The sequence below is a fragment of the Rhizobium lusitanum genome, assembly GCF_014189535.1.
In the GTDB taxonomy this organism is placed as follows: domain Bacteria; phylum Pseudomonadota; class Alphaproteobacteria; order Rhizobiales; family Rhizobiaceae; genus Rhizobium; species Rhizobium lusitanum_C.
In genome coordinates, this window is record NZ_CP050304.1 from 151,336 (window position 1) to 166,195 (window position 14,860).

The following is a 14,860-nucleotide window of genomic DNA, read 5'->3' on the forward strand; positions in this document are numbered from 1 at the left end:
AGCTCTGTTACGGCAAACCTGCTGATGCAGTGCTTGTGGTCGAGCTTTCGTTTGAGATCGGGGATCCGATTTCCACCTTTCGTACCTCCAGCGAGGATAGCTAATTGCTTCTAACAGCCCTTCACAATCGCTCCCGGATCGAGCCTCTTCTGCAGTCTGAAGCTGCCGAATGCGGACTTGCCTGCCTGGCGATGGTGGCGGGCTATCATGGCCATCGGGTGACGCTGCCCGAACTCAGGCGACGCCATGCCGTGTCCTCGAAAGGCACGACGCTGAAGAGCCTCATCTCGGTTGCCGACGATCTCGGTTTTACCAGCCGGCCCCTGAAGCTGGAGATGGAGGATATCCGCAAGCTGAAGATGCCCTGTATTCTGCACTGGGACATGTCGCACTATGTCGTCTTGAGCCGGGTAACACCAAGCCGGATCGAGGTGCATGATCCGGCCAGCGGCCAGCGGCGCTTGTCTCATGCCGAAGCATCCAGGCACTTTACCGGTGTGGCGCTGGAGCTGACGCCGGCCGCCACCTTCCGCAAGCGCAAGGTGGTCGAGCGGGTGCGTCTGGCCGACCTGTGGTCCCGGAGCGCCGGCTTCATTCCGAGCCTGCTGCAAATCCTTGCCCTCTCCGCCCTACTGCAATTCTTTGCCCTGCTGTCACCGCTCGTCAACCAGATGATCGTCGACGAGGCGATATCCAAGGGTGATCTCAGCCTTCTGAACGTGATTGTCGTCGGTGCCGGATTGCTGCTGCTCATCCAGAGTGCCACGACGCTGTTGCGCGGTTACGTGCAGATGCATTTCAGCACGCTTCTGACCTTCCAGATGCGCGGAAACCTGTTGCGCCATGCGCTGCGCCTGCCGGTGCCGTGGTTCGAAAAGCGGCGTCTCGGCGATATTCTGTCCCGTTTCAATTCCCTGCAGCCGGTGCAGGATCTATTGACGGGCGGCCTCGTCTCCGGTGCCCTGGACGGGCTCATGGCGGTCATCACCCTGGCGGTGATGCTGATCTACGCACCTTATCTGGCAAGCGTGGTGCTGGTATCGCTGGCGCTTGTCGTGTGCGTCCGGTTGGGCACCTTCCCCTGGCTAAGGAGCCTGACCAATGAGGGCATCCAGTATCAGGCCAAGGTGGACGGCGTTTTCCTCGAAACCATCCGCGGTGCGCGTGCCTTCAAGCTGTTCGGCCGGGAACTGGAGCGCCACGGCGTCTGGCAGAACGCCTATGCCGACAGCATCAACAACAATGTTCGCATTCAGAAAGTCAGCCTCAAGGGAACCGCTGGCCTTTCCTTCCTGACGGGAGCGGAGATGCTGCTGGTGTTCTATCTGGGCGCCAGCGCCATTATCCGGGGTGAGATGACGCTCGGCATGCTGCTGGCGTTCCTGTCCTATCGCAGCCAGTTCAGCACCGCCGCCCTGTCACTCGTCGATCAATATTTCAAGTTCCGCATGACGGGCCTGCATCTGGAGCGCCTGGCCGATGCCGTGCACCAGGATCCCGAGCATGACCTGGACGCCGAGGCGCGCAAGGATCGTCCGCTTGCCGGAGCGCTGGCCGTGCGCAACCTCTCTTTCCGCTATGCCGAGCGCGAAGCGTGGGTACTGAAGGATGTATCACTGGCGATCAAGCCGGGGCAGTCCGTTGTGTTTGTCGGCCCTTCGGGCGGCGGCAAGTCCACGCTCCTGAAGCTGCTGATGGGCCTCTATCCGCCGAACGAGGGTGAAGTGCTCGTGGACGATCTGCCATTCAACGCTCTGGGGATGCGGGCCTACCGCGCGCAGATCGGCGTGGTGATGCAGGACGATCAGCTTTTCGCCGGCACGATCGCCGACAATATCGCCTTCTTCGATCCCGACATGGATCTGGCGCGCGTCGAAGCGGTCGCGGGGCTTGTCGGCCTTCATGACGAAATCCTGCGCATGCCGATGGGCTACATGACCCTGGTGGGCGATCTCGGATCCACCCTGTCGGGCGGCCAACAGCAGCGCGCGCTGCTGGCGCGGGCGCTCTACCGCCGTCCTTCCATTTTGTTCCTCGACGAGGGGACGGCCAATCTCGACGTCCTCGCGGAACGTCGCGTCATGCAGGCGCTGAGCAGGCTCGGCATTACCCAGGTGATGGTCGCCCATCGTCCCGGAGCCATCGAGGGCGCGGCACGCGTCTTCGCCGTGGAGAATGGCCATGTGCGTGAGCTGATACGCGATGTGCCTGCACAGCCTTTGCAGGTGGTGCCATGAGCGAGGCATTGTTCCGCACCGAAGCCATAGAGCACCGCCGCCGGCTTCGTGGCGAGGTGATGATCGCGCAGCCGGTGAGCCACGGTGTCATGACGGCAATCCTCGGCGTCTTCGTGGTTGTCGGCGCGACCTATCTCATGACCGGAACCTATGCCCGCAAGGAGACAGTGCAGGGCTACGTTGCCCCGACCGGCGGCCTGGCGCAGCTATACGCCACTAAGGGCGGTATCGTGACCAAGGTGCTCGTCCGCGAAGGGGACGTGGTGGCTCAGGGCCAGCCGATGGTGGAGCTGTCGCTGGAAACGACCGGTGCCGATGGTCAGGTTGGCGAAAAGCTGCGTTTAGAGACCCAAGCCCGTATCCAGTCGATCGACACACAGGTGACGGCGGCAAAAGCCCGTTTCGACGAGGAGGCGCGGCGCCTTTCGGCTCGCGTCGAAGGACTTGGCGGGGAACTGGCGAGCCAGGAGCAACGCCTGGAATCGGAGCGCCGTCTGCAAGCCCTGCAAACGGACGATGCCGGACGCTACGCGCAGCTTCAGATCAAGGGCAGCGGCACGCGCTTCGAGCTGTCGCGCCGCCAGCAGCAGATACTGGCGCAGGAAAGCGTCATCCACGAGCTAGAGCGGCAGAAGGAACAGCGGCAGGGTGACCTCAACGATGCCCGGTCGCAACTGGCGGGCCTGCCGGCGGAGCGGGATGACAAGCTGGCGCAACTGCAGGGCCTTCGCAGCGAGTTGGAGCAATCCCTGGCGCAATTGCAGGTCAACCGCGCCTACATCATGGTCGCGCCGGTGGCCGGCCGGGTCGCGGCATTGCAGGCGCAGCCGGGGCAGACGGCCGTGGCGCAATCGCCGCTGGCAGCCCTGGTGCCGGCCGGCAGCAATCTCGAGGCCAACCTGCTGGTGCCGCCGCGCGCGGCCGGCCTGATCCAGCCGGGGCAGGAGGTCCGGCTCCGGGTCGACGCCTTCCCGTATCAGCGTTTCGGCGTGGTGTCGGGCCATGTCGTGCAGGTGTCCCGCGCCACCTATCGCGAGGGTGAGCTTCTGGCTCCCATCGCGTTCAAAGATCCCGTCTACCGCGTGACTGTCAGTCTGGAGCGCACCAGCATCGCCGCCTATGGCGAAGAGCGTCCGCTGACCCCCGGTATGACCCTCATCGGCGATGTCATTACGGATCGCCGGCACTTCACCGACTGGGTATTGGACCCCTTAAAGGCCATAGGCAGCCGGTGACAACAAGAAGAGGGGAGGACCATCCCGGTCAATCCCTCACCCCTAAACCCAATAGGAGACTAACATGAGCAACATCACTGAAATCAACACCGACATGCTCGATCTCGTCAGCGGCGGCGCTTCCACGGTCGCTTCGACGGTCACCATTGGTGCCGATGGCGCCGTCAGCGGCAGCTACACGTTCGGCAGCCGCTCGGGCACTTTCTCGGCAACGCTGCCGGCAGAAGTCGTGCAGAAGGCTGGGACGTTCTCGTTCAGCAACGCCTCCGGCTCGTTCAGCTTTGACAGCTCGTTCGCCGGCTAATCCGATCTAGTCGGACGTGAATTCCGGCAGCCGGTTTCCGGCTGCCGGTCTTATAATCGAATAGTTGCCTTTGTTAAAAGCCGTGTATCTTTGATATCTGCGATTCATCTCGCAGACATGGTCCTGCTTGGCAGTCGACGCAACTTTGTTGCGTTCCGAAGCGCGAAATTGCCGCCACTAAAATGAATATTGACTCATAATTCACAATATGAACTACTGCTCACTTCAGTGGTGCTTTTGGGAGGAAGCAACGCCGAAACAGTCGCCTGCTGTCCGGAGGAACTATCTCATTAGCAGCAGGAGGAAGATGGCAGACTACTTGCGTCGCGCAAGGAGTAGATGATTTCTAACATAGCACCGATCAAACCCGGCGCGAGTGCCACCTCGCCTGGTCCGTCGAGATCCTTTGGAGGAGGAGCGATGTTCAATCTGTCACGGTTTCTGACACAAAATGCCAGAGCGGCGCCTGAGGCAGAGGCCTTGGTGTACGAGGATATTCGCCTTGACTGGAAAAACCTCGAGGCCCGCGTCGGCCATCTCGCCTGGTGCTTGAGGCAGCGTGGGCTCGGCGAGGGGTCGATTGTCGCTTTGCTGATGAAAAACAGCCTAGCTTATGTCGAGTTGATCTATGCCATCGGGCATATAGGGGCCATTATTCTGCCGTTGAACTTCCGGCTTTCTGCGGATGAAGTCAGATACATAACATTGCATGCCGGCGCTCAGCTTGTCGTTGCTGACGATATCTTTGTGGAAGCAACCGAAGGAACCAAGTTACCGGTCATTACGCTAGATGAGACCGCACGCTCCAATATCGGAGCGATGCTGGATTCGTCCAAGCAAGGGCATCGGGCAGCAGACATCATGCCACGCCTGCGCGATGATGTGTTCCGGCTCATGTATACCTCTGGGACGACGTCTCGGCCCAAGGGAGTGGTCCATACCTACGATAACTACTATTGGAAGTGCTATGATCACATCCTTACATTGGGTCTCAATCGGAATACCCGGCTGCTCATTGTCGGTCCGATGTATCATGTCGGCGGCTGTGATCTTCCAGGGCTTGCCGTTCATCTCGCGGCTGGGACGATCGTGATCCAGCGCGATTTCGAACCCGAGAAACTATTGGAGACGATCGCGCGCGAACGCATTGACGGCATTTGGCTGGCACCGGTTATGACAAACGATCTTCTCGCCTTGCCTGACGAAAATCTGCCAAACCGTAGTTCACTACGCTGGTGTATTGCAGGCGGTGAGCGCACGCCGGAATCGCGCATACGCGCTTTCTTAAGTCGTTTCCCGGAAGCACGCTACATCGATGCCTATGGGATGACGGAAACCTGTTCAGGCGATACGATGATGGATCCAGGGCGTGAATTGGAAAAGATCGGTTCGGTTGGCCGTCCGTTGCGTTTCGTTGAAATCGAGATCCGCGACGAGTGCGGCAAGCCCCTGTCTTCCGGGGAAGAAGGCGAAATCTGTATACGCGGACCTAAAGTTATGCGGGAATACTGGCGAGATCCGGATAATACCGCAGCAGCCTTTTATTCCGACGGTTATATGCGCTCAGGTGATGTCGGTTATATGGACAGAGAAGGCTTCCTCTTCATCACCGACAGGCAAAAGGATATGATCATTTCGGGAGGCGAGAACATCGCCTCCTCGGAGGTGGAACGGGTGATTTATAGTCATTCGGCCGTCAAGGAAGCAGCCGTCTTTGCCCGTCCCCATCCACGCTGGGGAGAGATTGCGGTCGCTGCAATCGTGTTGGTTGAGGCTCACAGCCTCAGTTTCGATGAGCTGCTGAATTATTGTCAAAAGTCACTGGCGAAGTTTAAATGCCCCAAAGACCTGGTCGTCATGTCCGAACTACCTCGCAATCCTTCCGGAAAAGTGCTCAAACGCGTACTGAGGGATATGGATCGACAGGGCCAGTTTGGAGCCGCGCCATCTATCGATCCATAGGATTAGGACAGGAGAATAACCAGAGAGATGCTGAATCGACGTGTCAGACATCGGCTCTCGCGTGACGAGAAGGCTAGGCTTACGCGCGAAAGCCTTCTGTCCGCAGGATGTAAGGTTGTGGCTGCGGAGGGATATGCCTCCGCTTCCATCGCGAAAATCGCCGATACTGCCGGCGTGGCTCACGGTACCTTCTACAACTATTTTGTCGATCGTCAGGCGCTGTTCGATGAACTCCTGCCCTATGAAGGTATGCGTATGCTGGGGACCCTCGAAAAGGCGGCACGCAAAGCACGGCCTGGGGTGGCGCGTGAGTTGGCTCGGTTCAATGCTTTTCTTTGCTATGTCGCAGAGAATAATGGTTTCTATCGTATTCTCTATGAGGCCGAGGTTTTCGCGCCGGATGCCCATCGTATTCACATGGCCAATATCGTCTCGGGTTATCGCCGTTCGATAAAACGCGGTATCGCCGGTGGATACATCGCGCTTTTGACCGATGACAGGATTGACTGCATTATCCATCAGCTCCTCGGCATGCGCGCCTATGCCGCGATGCAGATTCATTACGAAAAAGACATATCTCGCAGAGCCGGTGTCATTGAGAACTCTGTATACATCTACGAGCGCATTATCCGGACAGGTTTATTGATGGGTTGAACGCCGCGACCGGCAGGAACGTGTTGCCGCGCTCGACGTCGCCTCGATCTCGGAAATCACCGACGTGGTTACTTGCACCCGACACCTTCGAGCGTCCAATTCACGCCGGCAACGCCATTCAGACGGTGGAGTGGAGCGATGCGAGGCTGGTGATCACGGTTCGCCCGGCATGAAGGACAGTCAGGTCATCGTCGCCCTCAACAAGGACGAAGAGGCCCCGATCTTCCAGATCGCCGATTACGGCCTCGTCGCCGATCTTCTCAAGGCCGCGCCGGAACTCGAAAAGGCGCAGTCTTCGAGAGGGCAATAGCAATCCGCTAACACAAGAGGGTGCTAGAAGCAGAATGGGTAGCGCAAGCCGCTTGGTTTGGCGCCGCACACCGGCCAGCCTTCTCCGACCATGCCAGTGTAAACATACACGGTCTTGACTGGCTCAAAGCCAATCTGCAGGTTTGGACTTGCTTCGGGTGGCAAGGCCAGTCGAAGGAAATAGCCAGCAAGGGCTGCCACATGTAAGCCCACGTAGAGGAAGGCCGGCGCCTTCAAGGGAAGGCGTTGCACCCAATCCCATTGACCTACCAGGGCTCGCTGGATCCACGGTGTCAGCAGCAGTATGCCGAAGAATTGTTGGATCAAGATGCGCGGCATCAGATTCCGGATGTCAAATCCTGCCCTCCAGAAAGCCCAGAACAGGCTCATGGCCAAACCGGCGGCAAATATCCAAGCACCCAACCTCCTGCGTCGGTATAATAGAACCGCCGAAGCAACAAATACTGCGCCGACTACTGCGTAGTAGAGTATCCCTTCGATAGAGGCCAGCCAGCCGCCAAGGATCAGCATTGCCAAGCCGAAAGCGCCCAAGGCCACTGAGTAGCCACTGAGTAGACGTGTATCCAGGCTAGGTATTTCTTGTTGCTCGGAACTAACCATGCGACTTCCTCCTAATTTCCCTTGTCATTTCTCGGGGAGCGGCGGAGATCGTAAGTCGAATATCCAGGTTCTGGCTTTGTATCGGCTTGTAACCCCGCATAACTTGCTTGCCCTCGCTGAAAACAGTTGCGGGGAGACAAGACTTCACCGTCTCGCCAGCTCCTCGAGACTGGCGGCAATCACACCCGGGTTCAGAGCCCAGGGCGGCCTGGCGCTCTTTTGAATGGAGCTCAAGTCTTCTTGTGGGCTAAGCACGCTGGCTCGTCGGGGTATCGTGCTCGCCCGCAGGGCTTCGTGTCAGAAGAGATAGCGCCCGCCATTGACGCTGATTGTCTGGCCGGTCACGTAACTGGCCTCCCTGGAGGCCAAGTATGCCACGGCATAGGCAATGTCCTCCGGCTGCCCGGCCCGCTTCATCGGCATCGTCTTTGCGGCAGCCTCCACATCAATAGGGCCCTCTCGCACGAGCGGCGTGTCGATGAAACCCGGCGGGACGTTGTTGACCGTGATCCCTTTGTCGGCGAACTCAATAGCAAGAGCCTTGGTGAACCCAATGACGCCCCCTTTCGAGGCCGCATAATGCGCCATGGCCGGAGCTCCGGATTGCGCTGACGACGACGAGATGTTGATGATCCGTCCCCAGCCCGCCTCGAGCATGTCGGAGACAAACTCTTTGGTCACGAGGAATGGCCCCTTCAGGTTGACGCCGATGATCCGATCCCACGTTTCTTCAGTCATCTGCGTGAAGGGCACATAGCTACTGATCCCGGCATTGTTGACGAGGATCGTGACCGGACCAAGCTCCTTGCGCGTACGCGTGGCGGAGGCGACCACGGTCTCGGCATCAGCCGAATCGCCTGGCATCGCGATCGCCTTGCCGCCTGCCTTGCGGATCTCGGTGGCTGTTTGTTCGGCACCTTCGGCGTTCAGGTCCCATACCGCGACCGCGGCGCCTCGTGCCGCAAGCACCAAGGCAATCGCACGACCGATGCCGCGGCCACTGCCCGTAACGACCGCATTCTGTCCTTCCAATGATGTAGCCATCTTTTCCTCCTTAAATAGCTATGTCTAAGCTCGGCTCTTATGTCAGGCGCCCAATGCCTCGCGAGCCGCGGTGCGGGCCGCCACGGCTGCAGGGAAGCCGGCATAGCCGGAGGAGTGGTAAATCACCTCGGCGATCTCGTCCTTGGTAAGGCCGTTCGTGAGCGCAATCTTCACGTGGGTCCGCAATTCAGTCTCAGCGTTGAGCGCAATAAGAATACCCAGTGTGACTAAGCTGCGGTCGCGCCGACTAAGCCCATCGCGTGCCCACAGCGCACCCCAGACGCTTATGAGGCCGATTTCGACGAGATCCTCCCCGAGCCGGCCATCGCGCAGGTCGATATCACCTTCGGGGAAAACTCCGGGCAGCGCCTCGCGCAACGCCGCAATGCCGGCAGCACGCAAATCGGGCGATCCGTTCGCGCCCAAAGACGTCTTATTTTCCGCAGACATGCCTTTTCCTCCCAGTTTTAAGCGGTCCGCATTCACAGAGCCATCAAACCGCATTATCCCATTGTTTTTACATAGAAACACAAGCCGTCTCTGATCTTCTCGGCATTTCTCCCGCGAAGAGTCTGGGCGATGAAGTCAAAAGAAATCTCCCGGTCAAACCCCGGTAAAAGGAGACGTCCGACCTTGTTTTCGTTGCCTGGCTCCCTCTCTGCGAACAGCCTCTCGGCTGGTCACCAGGTAACCGGCAGCTCGTAGATGCCGTAGGCGAGCGAGTCATGTTTGAACCGCAACTCTTCGAATGGGACGGCCAATTTCAGTGTCGGTACGCGGCGAAGCAACGTCGGATACACAACTTGGAGCTCGATGCGGGCGAGCTGCTGTCCAATACATTGGTGCGGCCCCCATCCGAACGCGTGGTGATGGCGCGCCTCGCGGACGAGATCGAGCTTGTCCGGATTGGGGAAGGCCACGGGGTCGAAGTTTGCCGCCGGCAACGGTGCAATGATGCCGTCGCCCGCGCGGATGGTCACGCCGGCGATCTCGATATCCTCGAGTGCAATGCGCCTCTGCAGGAGGTGCGGGATGGTGAGATAACGCAGCAGTTCCTCAACCGAACTCGCGACCACCTGCGGGTCGTCGGTGTCGCGCAGAAGGGCGAGTTGGTCAGGATTTTGCAGCAACAGGGCAGTCGCTAGCGTAATCATGTTGGCGCTTGTCTCATGACCAGCGATGAGGAGGATCACCCCTAACAGCGTTGCGTGATCAAGCGTCAGGTCGCCGGCCTTGACGCGAGCGCCCAGGTCAGAGACGACATCCTCCTCCGGACGATCCATTTTCGCCTGGATCAGGCCTGATATATAAACGCCAAGCGCTCGGGTCGATGCGTTGTTTTCCTCGGCGGTCTTTTCGCGCGCATTGGCGACCTTGGCGTGAGCCTCGAAGAACTCATGGTCTTCGTAGGGTACACCGAGCAGATCGCAGATCATCAGTGATGGCAAGGGTACCGACAGTGCCTCAACAAGGTCCGTCGGCTTTGGGCCGGCAAGCATCTTGTCGATGAGCTCGTCGGTAACTTTCTGGATCTGCGGCCGGATCTTCTCCATCCGATGGCGTGTAAACGAATTCGTGAGCATGCGCCGAATTCGCGTGTGCTCTTCGCCATCGGTGTCGAAGATCGTCTTCGGTCTGTCGTGAATAGTCTCCGCTTGTGCCTGGGTCGGATGCGGGAAATTAGTCAAGTGGTCGTTCGCGCTGACCCGCGGATCGGCCATAATCTGACGTTGTGCCGCATGCGACAGGATCAACCAAGGGGTTCGGCCGTCCCATGTCTGTACACGAGTCAATGTGACTCCGGCGTCATTCAGGGCGCGCAGCTCGGGCGATGGTAAAAAGGGGGACGCAGGATCCCTTGGAGTCGGGTATGCGAGGATTTTCTCGGCGGCATCGGTCATTAATATCTCTCCTCATTCGCGTGACGGGGAATGCCGTCGTTGTCATTCCTCAATGCGGATTGCGAGCGCCGGGCAGACTGCGGCGGCCTGACGAGCGTTTTTTTCTTCCTCTGGCGGAGGGTTTTCGTTCACGAGTATGACGATGCCGTCCTCCTCTCGTTGATCGAAAACGTTGGGCGCGTAGAACACACACTGCCCCGCGGCGACACACTTCTCCTGGTCAATGATAATTTTCACTTCAAGCTCCTCCCCGGTTTCATTTCGAACTCCTCCCAGATGTTCAATAACTCGTTTCACGAATGTCCATGGCGTCGGCCACTGCCTGCCGATGCAACCGCACCTGCTTTGGCATGTTCCAGCCGAGGACGCCGGTGACGACACCGCCCCTCGTATATCGCGCCACGAATCGGCGTGCCGACAGATCACCCTCGACGATCTCAACGTCTGTATTGGTCGCAATCACGCCAAATACCTGAATCTTGACGTCGAACTGATCCGTCCAGAAATACGGCACCGGCGCGTACGGTGTATCGTTGCCAAGAATGGCAGAGGCAACTGCCTCGGCCTGTTCGGTGGCGTTGGTCCGGTTCTCGAACCGCATGAGGCGCCCTAGCTTCTCGTGGTAGAAACGTGCGACGTCGCCGACCGCATAGATCCCTACTGCCGCGCGGCAGTAGGAGTCACACACAATGCCGTTGTCGATAGACAACCCGCTTCCCTTGAGCCATTCGGTTGCGGGCGATGCGCCGATCGCGATCACCACCAAATCGGCCGGCAGTTCGCTGCCGTTGATCAGTCGCACGCCTGAAACACGTCCGCCTTCGCCGACCAGATCTGCAACACCGCTACCAAGACATAGTCGGACGCCGCGTTCGGCATGCACGTCTGCGAGCAGCCTTGAGGCAAGCGGTCCGACCTGGGCGGCCATTGGTGCGGTAAGCGGTCCTGCCAGAGTTACCTCCAGTCCCAGCATGCGGGAGGTGGCCGCAATCTCAGAGCCGAGTACACCCTCTCCGACCACAACGAGCCGCGAGGATCTTAACAACTCACGCCGAAGCATCAGCGTATCGTCGAGCGTGCGCAGCACATGCACACCACCGAGGACCTCCTGTCCAGGCAGTAACCGTGCTCGGGCTCCCGTCGCGATCACGATCGCATCTGCTGCGAGGATACGCCCCGACGCGGTAAGCACTGTGCGCGTTTTCGATTCAAGACCAACCGCCGCATCACCCAGGATGAGGGCGGCATCGAGTGCCGACAGTGCCTCCCCGTTCCGCAGCGCCACTCTGCTCGGCTCCCATGCGCCACTGAGCACCTGCTTCGATAACGGTGGTCGATCGTACGGCGCATGCGGTTCATCGCCGATCAGGGTGAGCCGTCCTCTGTAGCCACCGCGTCGCAGCGCCTCCGCCGTGCACAAACCGGCAGCCGATGCGCCTACGATTAGCGTATGATGTTGAGTGATCATCGCATTATCTCATCGGTTGCCGTAGCGAATGCCGTTGACATGGACGAGCGAATTCCAAACTGACTAACAGCTTTGCTGTCGTCTTCATGGACGGTGCACTTCATGAGTATCCTCCAAAGCATTTGCCTCCCGTGCTAGCGAGTAATGGCCAGCGCACATGCCTTAGACCGCAGAACAACAAATAATGAATGCCGAGTCAAGAATCGTTTTGTTAAGTTATATTCGCGCGATCATGTGCTCGAAAAGGTAGCATTTTTGAATGGTGGGGAGCCGCACTTAATGAATGCGGGGACGAATTTCGTACGAGGTATTTGATAAAATTGAACTTTATGTGCGGTCACCCTCGGATAGTGCTCGAATTCCATTGTCACGTGGGAATCTACCATCGGGGGCTACGATCAGCGTGGCGATTACCCAATAGCCTCCGTTCGAGCTGCAAGAGACATTCAATCTGTCGGAACATGTGAATAAAACGACTATTGACTCGCCGTTCATTATTTGCTGTTGTTGTGGCAGCAAATTGCGGAGATCGCGGCTTGCTTGCCCGGGAGGAGGGTACATGGCTGGAAGATATCCGGCGTCGGTCCTGGCTGTGACCGGCTCCGTTGGAACACTGCCCACCAACCCGTGCCGGATGGTTGCCACCAATTCGCTGCAAGCCCTCGCGTGCCCGCTGAGCAACCACGAGCGACATAGCGCTATCTTCCGTTCCTTGCTCAATATGGGCTTTCATGTGACTTCTTTTGTGTCCGTAGGAATACGGGCTTGGAAGGCGTTGCTCTTGTCAGGCGGCTGGTGCGTCCCGCTCTCCATTGGCCGTTTCACAGTGAAAAAGCCGGCTGTAGTGCTCTTGGATGAGCGATCGGGCCGAATTATGCTCCTGGCCGCTCGAAACATCCGCGGCTTCATCTCTCTGTTTCGCCTTGAAATCTCGAAAGGGGTGGTGATCGCTGACAAGCGGTACGTCGTCGATCACGATGCGACCGAAACTCTTCGGCACAATAACGAAACCCACGGTAAATATCTCAGCATTTGAGGCATGGCTACACAGTTGTGTAGCCGAGCTATCGAAGTGAGCGACAGGTCAAAAAATGAATACTGAATCAGATATCATTAATTTCCGAAAGCCCGCCCAGAAGCGTGCGGGCAAACACAGCGCTGACACAAGCAGGCAAGTGGTCAAAACCGATACTCTCCAGGGCATCTATCGCATGATGCTCCTGATCAGGCGCGCGGAGGAGACGCTGCAAAAGCTCTTCCTCGACGGAAAGGTTCCGGGATTTCTTCATCTCTCGATCGGGCAAGAGGCGGTGGCCGCAGCGGTTTCCAGTTGCCTGGGAGCAAGAGACACCGTTTCGTCGAACCATCGCGGCCACGGCCATACGATTGCCAAGGGCGTGGCGCTGGAAGGCTTTTTCGCAGAAATCCTCGGGAAAGCGACGGGCCTGTGCAAGGGACGCGGCGGTTCGATGCATGTAGCCGACCTGAAAATTGGAATGCTGGGCGCGAACGGAATCGTTGGCGCAGGAATTCCGATTACCACCGGCAGCGCTCTTGCGCTGAAATTGCAGGGCGAGGGACACATCGCCGCCGTGTATTTCGGTGACGGGGCGCTGGCAGAGGGAGTGGTCCACGAATGTTTCAACATTGCTAAACTCTGGTCGCTGCCGGTGCTGTTCGTCTGCGAGAACAATGGCTGGTCAGAATTCAGCCCAACTGATCGGCAACTGGCCACGAGCCTCCGACAGATGGCCACCGCCTATGGCATTTCTTATGATGAAGTGGACGGCAATGATGCGCGTGACGTGCGTGCTTCCGCCGAGGCGGCGATTAGTGGCATGCGATCCGAGGCACGGCCGGCGATCCTCGAATGCCGCACCACGCGCGTAAGAGGGCATTTCGAAGGCGACAAGCAGGATTATCGTCACGCCGACGAGGCTGCCGAAATGGCTGCCCGGGATCCGCTACTCGTGACGCGGCGTCAACTCAAGAGCGAAGGCGTAGCCGACGACTGGTTTGCCGGATTGGCCGAAACGGTCGAGGCTGAGATCGATACGGCGCTGGCTGCCGCGTTCGCCGCGCCGGAGCCCAACCCCAACGACATTCTCGCCGATGTCTACACAGTTTCGGGGGGACGGCATGGCTGAGGTCCGTTTTCTAAAGGCTGTCAACCAGGCATTGCACGACGCGATGCGTGATGATCCGACGGTGATCTTGATTGGAGAGGACATAGCTTCCGCTGGCGGATCGTTCAAGGCAACGAAAGGGCTCCTTGACACCTATGGTTCGTCGCGCGTGTTCGACGCGCCGATTGCCGAGGCGGCGATTGCCGGCATTGCTGTCGGCGCGGCGCTCACCGGAGCAAAGCCCGTCGCCGAGATCATGTTCATGGATTTCGTAACGCTAACTATGGACATGCTGGTCAACCAGGCCGCAAAGGCACGCTCCATGTTCGGCGGCCAGGGGTCAGTGCCGATGGTGCTGCGCACACAGCATGGCGGTGGCCTATCAGCGGGTCCACAGCATTCCCAATGCCTTGAGGCATGGTTCGCGCATATTCCCGGACTGAAAGTGGTCGTCCCGGCAACGCCCGCCGATGCCTATAGCCTGTTGAGAGCCGCGATCGACGATCCCGACCCTGTGATCGTGGTCGAACACAAGGCGCTCTACGCGATAAAGGGCGACCTGCCCGATGAGCCGGAGCGGGTTGAGATCGGCAAGGGGCGAATCGCAAGGCCTGGCAAAGACGCCACGGTTGTCGCCTATGGCGCCATGGTCACCGTGGCGCTGGAGGCGGCGGAGGAGCTGGCCAATGGCGGTCCGGACGTCGAGGTGATCGACCTGCGCTCGATTCAGCCTTGGGATGAGGCGCTTGTGCTCGACAGCCTCAGCCGCACCCACCGTCTCGTGATCACGCACGAAGCGGTCGAGGCCTTCGGCGTCGGCGCCGAGATCGCCGCTCGCATGGCGGATATCGGTTTTGACGAGCTGGATGCCCCGATCGTTCGTGTCGCCGCGCCCTTCGCGCCAGTGCCATTCAGCCCGGCCCTGGAGAAGCACTACCGCCCCGCAGTTAAGGACATCGTCGCGGCCTTGCGCCGTGTCTGTGCATGAAGTGGAACATA

At 58.9% G+C, this 14,860-nt stretch carries 14 protein-coding genes and 1 pseudogene; 9 read left to right on the forward strand and 6 right to left on the reverse strand.

What is annotated here, in order from left to right:
• The first annotated feature begins 104 nt into the window (after positions 1-104).
• The 6 genes and pseudogenes from HB780_RS00825 to HB780_RS00850 all read left to right on the forward strand — a co-directional run.
• On the forward strand, positions 105-2,237 hold the full coding sequence (locus HB780_RS00825) for a peptidase domain-containing ABC transporter (protein ID WP_183686372.1): 2,133 nt from the start codon (positions 105-107) through the stop codon (positions 2,235-2,237).
• On the forward strand, positions 2,234-3,472 hold the full coding sequence (locus HB780_RS00830; protein WP_183686374.1) for an HlyD family secretion protein: 1,239 nt from the start codon (positions 2,234-2,236) through the stop codon (positions 3,470-3,472). Before HB780_RS00825 ends, HB780_RS00830 begins: the two co-directional genes overlap by 4 nt.
• 64 nt (positions 3,473-3,536) lie before the next feature.
• On the forward strand, positions 3,537-3,776 hold the full coding sequence (locus tag HB780_RS00835; RefSeq protein ID WP_183686376.1) for a Blp family class II bacteriocin: 240 nt from the start codon (positions 3,537-3,539) through the stop codon (positions 3,774-3,776).
• Positions 3,777-4,196: 420 nt separating this feature from the next.
• Positions 4,197-5,738: an AMP-binding protein gene (locus HB780_RS00840; protein WP_183686378.1), complete on the forward strand. Its 1,542-nt coding sequence runs from the start codon at positions 4,197-4,199 to the stop codon at positions 5,736-5,738.
• A gap of 27 nt (positions 5,739-5,765) precedes the next feature.
• Positions 5,766-6,392, forward strand: coding sequence for a TetR/AcrR family transcriptional regulator (locus HB780_RS00845; RefSeq protein ID WP_286202835.1), 627 nt, complete (start codon positions 5,766-5,768; stop codon positions 6,390-6,392).
• Positions 6,393-6,558: 166 nt separating this feature from the next.
• A pseudogene (locus HB780_RS00850) lies at positions 6,559-6,702 on the forward strand (hypothetical protein); the annotation flags it as partial.
• A gap of 23 nt (positions 6,703-6,725) precedes the next feature.
• Here the strand turns inward: HB780_RS00850 and HB780_RS00855 are convergent.
• The 6 genes from HB780_RS00855 to HB780_RS00875 form a co-directional block, all read right to left on the reverse strand.
• Positions 6,726-7,322: a hypothetical protein gene (locus HB780_RS00855; protein ID WP_183686382.1), complete on the reverse strand. Its 597-nt coding sequence runs from the start codon at positions 7,320-7,322 to the stop codon at positions 6,726-6,728.
• Positions 7,323-7,619: 297 nt separating this feature from the next.
• The gene (locus tag HB780_RS00860; protein ID WP_286202836.1) at positions 7,620-8,366 is read right to left on the reverse strand and encodes an SDR family NAD(P)-dependent oxidoreductase; all 747 of its coding nucleotides are present in this window, start codon (positions 8,364-8,366) and stop codon (positions 7,620-7,622) included.
• Positions 8,367-8,408: 42 nt separating this feature from the next.
• Positions 8,409-8,816, reverse strand: a complete 408-nt coding sequence (locus HB780_RS32735) for a carboxymuconolactone decarboxylase family protein (protein ID WP_286202837.1) — start codon at positions 8,814-8,816, stop codon at positions 8,409-8,411.
• A 230-nt stretch (positions 8,817-9,046) separates the two neighbouring features.
• Complete coding sequence (locus HB780_RS00865) at positions 9,047-10,267, reverse strand: cytochrome P450 (protein ID WP_183686384.1); 1,221 nt, start codon at positions 10,265-10,267, stop codon at positions 9,047-9,049.
• 42 nt (positions 10,268-10,309) lie between these two features.
• Entirely contained in the window at positions 10,310-10,504 is a 195-nt protein-coding gene (locus HB780_RS00870) for a ferredoxin (protein WP_183686385.1), read from the reverse strand.
• A 43-nt stretch (positions 10,505-10,547) separates the two neighbouring features.
• Positions 10,548-11,735: an NAD(P)/FAD-dependent oxidoreductase gene (locus HB780_RS00875; RefSeq protein ID WP_183686388.1), complete on the reverse strand. Its 1,188-nt coding sequence runs from the start codon at positions 11,733-11,735 to the stop codon at positions 10,548-10,550.
• A gap of 559 nt (positions 11,736-12,294) precedes the next feature.
• Between HB780_RS00875 and HB780_RS00880 the strand changes: the two genes are divergently transcribed.
• The 3 genes from HB780_RS00880 (at position 12,295) to HB780_RS00890 (ending at position 14,849) form a co-directional block, all read left to right on the forward strand.
• Positions 12,295-12,771, forward strand: a complete 477-nt coding sequence (locus HB780_RS00880; RefSeq protein WP_183686390.1) for a hypothetical protein — start codon at positions 12,295-12,297, stop codon at positions 12,769-12,771.
• A 175-nt stretch (positions 12,772-12,946) separates the two neighbouring features.
• Positions 12,947-13,882 (forward strand): thiamine pyrophosphate-dependent dehydrogenase E1 component subunit alpha, encoded by a 936-nt coding sequence (locus HB780_RS00885; RefSeq protein WP_286202838.1) that lies wholly within the window; start codon positions 12,947-12,949, stop codon positions 13,880-13,882.
• Positions 13,875-14,849, forward strand: a complete 975-nt coding sequence (locus HB780_RS00890; RefSeq protein WP_183686394.1) for an alpha-ketoacid dehydrogenase subunit beta — start codon at positions 13,875-13,877, stop codon at positions 14,847-14,849. The genes HB780_RS00885 and HB780_RS00890 overlap by 8 nt, the downstream gene beginning before the upstream one ends.
• Positions 14,850-14,860: the final 11 nt, after the last annotated feature.

Bases quoted from the DNA above. Each gene is read 5' to 3' on its own strand.
- HB780_RS00830 (WP_183686374.1), top strand. From the start codon at position 2,234: ATGAGCGAGGCATTGTTCCGCACCGAAGCCATAGAGCACCGCCGCCGG.
- HB780_RS00835 (WP_183686376.1), top strand. From the start codon at position 3,537: ATGAGCAACATCACTGAAATCAACACCGACATGCTCGATCTCGTCAGC.
- HB780_RS00840 (WP_183686378.1), top strand. From the start codon at position 4,197: ATGTTCAATCTGTCACGGTTTCTGACACAAAATGCCAGAGCGGCGCCT.
- HB780_RS00845 (WP_286202835.1), top strand. From the start codon at position 5,766: ATGCTGAATCGACGTGTCAGACATCGGCTCTCGCGTGACGAGAAGGCT.
- HB780_RS00855 (WP_183686382.1), bottom strand. From the start codon at position 7,322: ATGGTTAGTTCCGAGCAACAAGAAATACCTAGCCTGGATACACGTCTA.
- HB780_RS00860 (WP_286202836.1), bottom strand. From the start codon at position 8,366: ATGGCTACATCATTGGAAGGACAGAATGCGGTCGTTACGGGCAGTGGC.
- HB780_RS32735 (WP_286202837.1), bottom strand. From the start codon at position 8,816: ATGTCTGCGGAAAATAAGACGTCTTTGGGCGCGAACGGATCGCCCGAT.
- HB780_RS00865 (WP_183686384.1), bottom strand. From the start codon at position 10,267: ATGACCGATGCCGCCGAGAAAATCCTCGCATACCCGACTCCAAGGGAT.
- HB780_RS00875 (WP_183686388.1), bottom strand. From the start codon at position 11,735: ATGATCACTCAACATCATACGCTAATCGTAGGCGCATCGGCTGCCGGT.
- HB780_RS00880 (WP_183686390.1), top strand. From the start codon at position 12,295: ATGGCTGGAAGATATCCGGCGTCGGTCCTGGCTGTGACCGGCTCCGTT.
- HB780_RS00885 (WP_286202838.1), top strand. From the start codon at position 12,947: ATGATGCTCCTGATCAGGCGCGCGGAGGAGACGCTGCAAAAGCTCTTC.
- HB780_RS00890 (WP_183686394.1), top strand. From the start codon at position 13,875: ATGGCTGAGGTCCGTTTTCTAAAGGCTGTCAACCAGGCATTGCACGAC.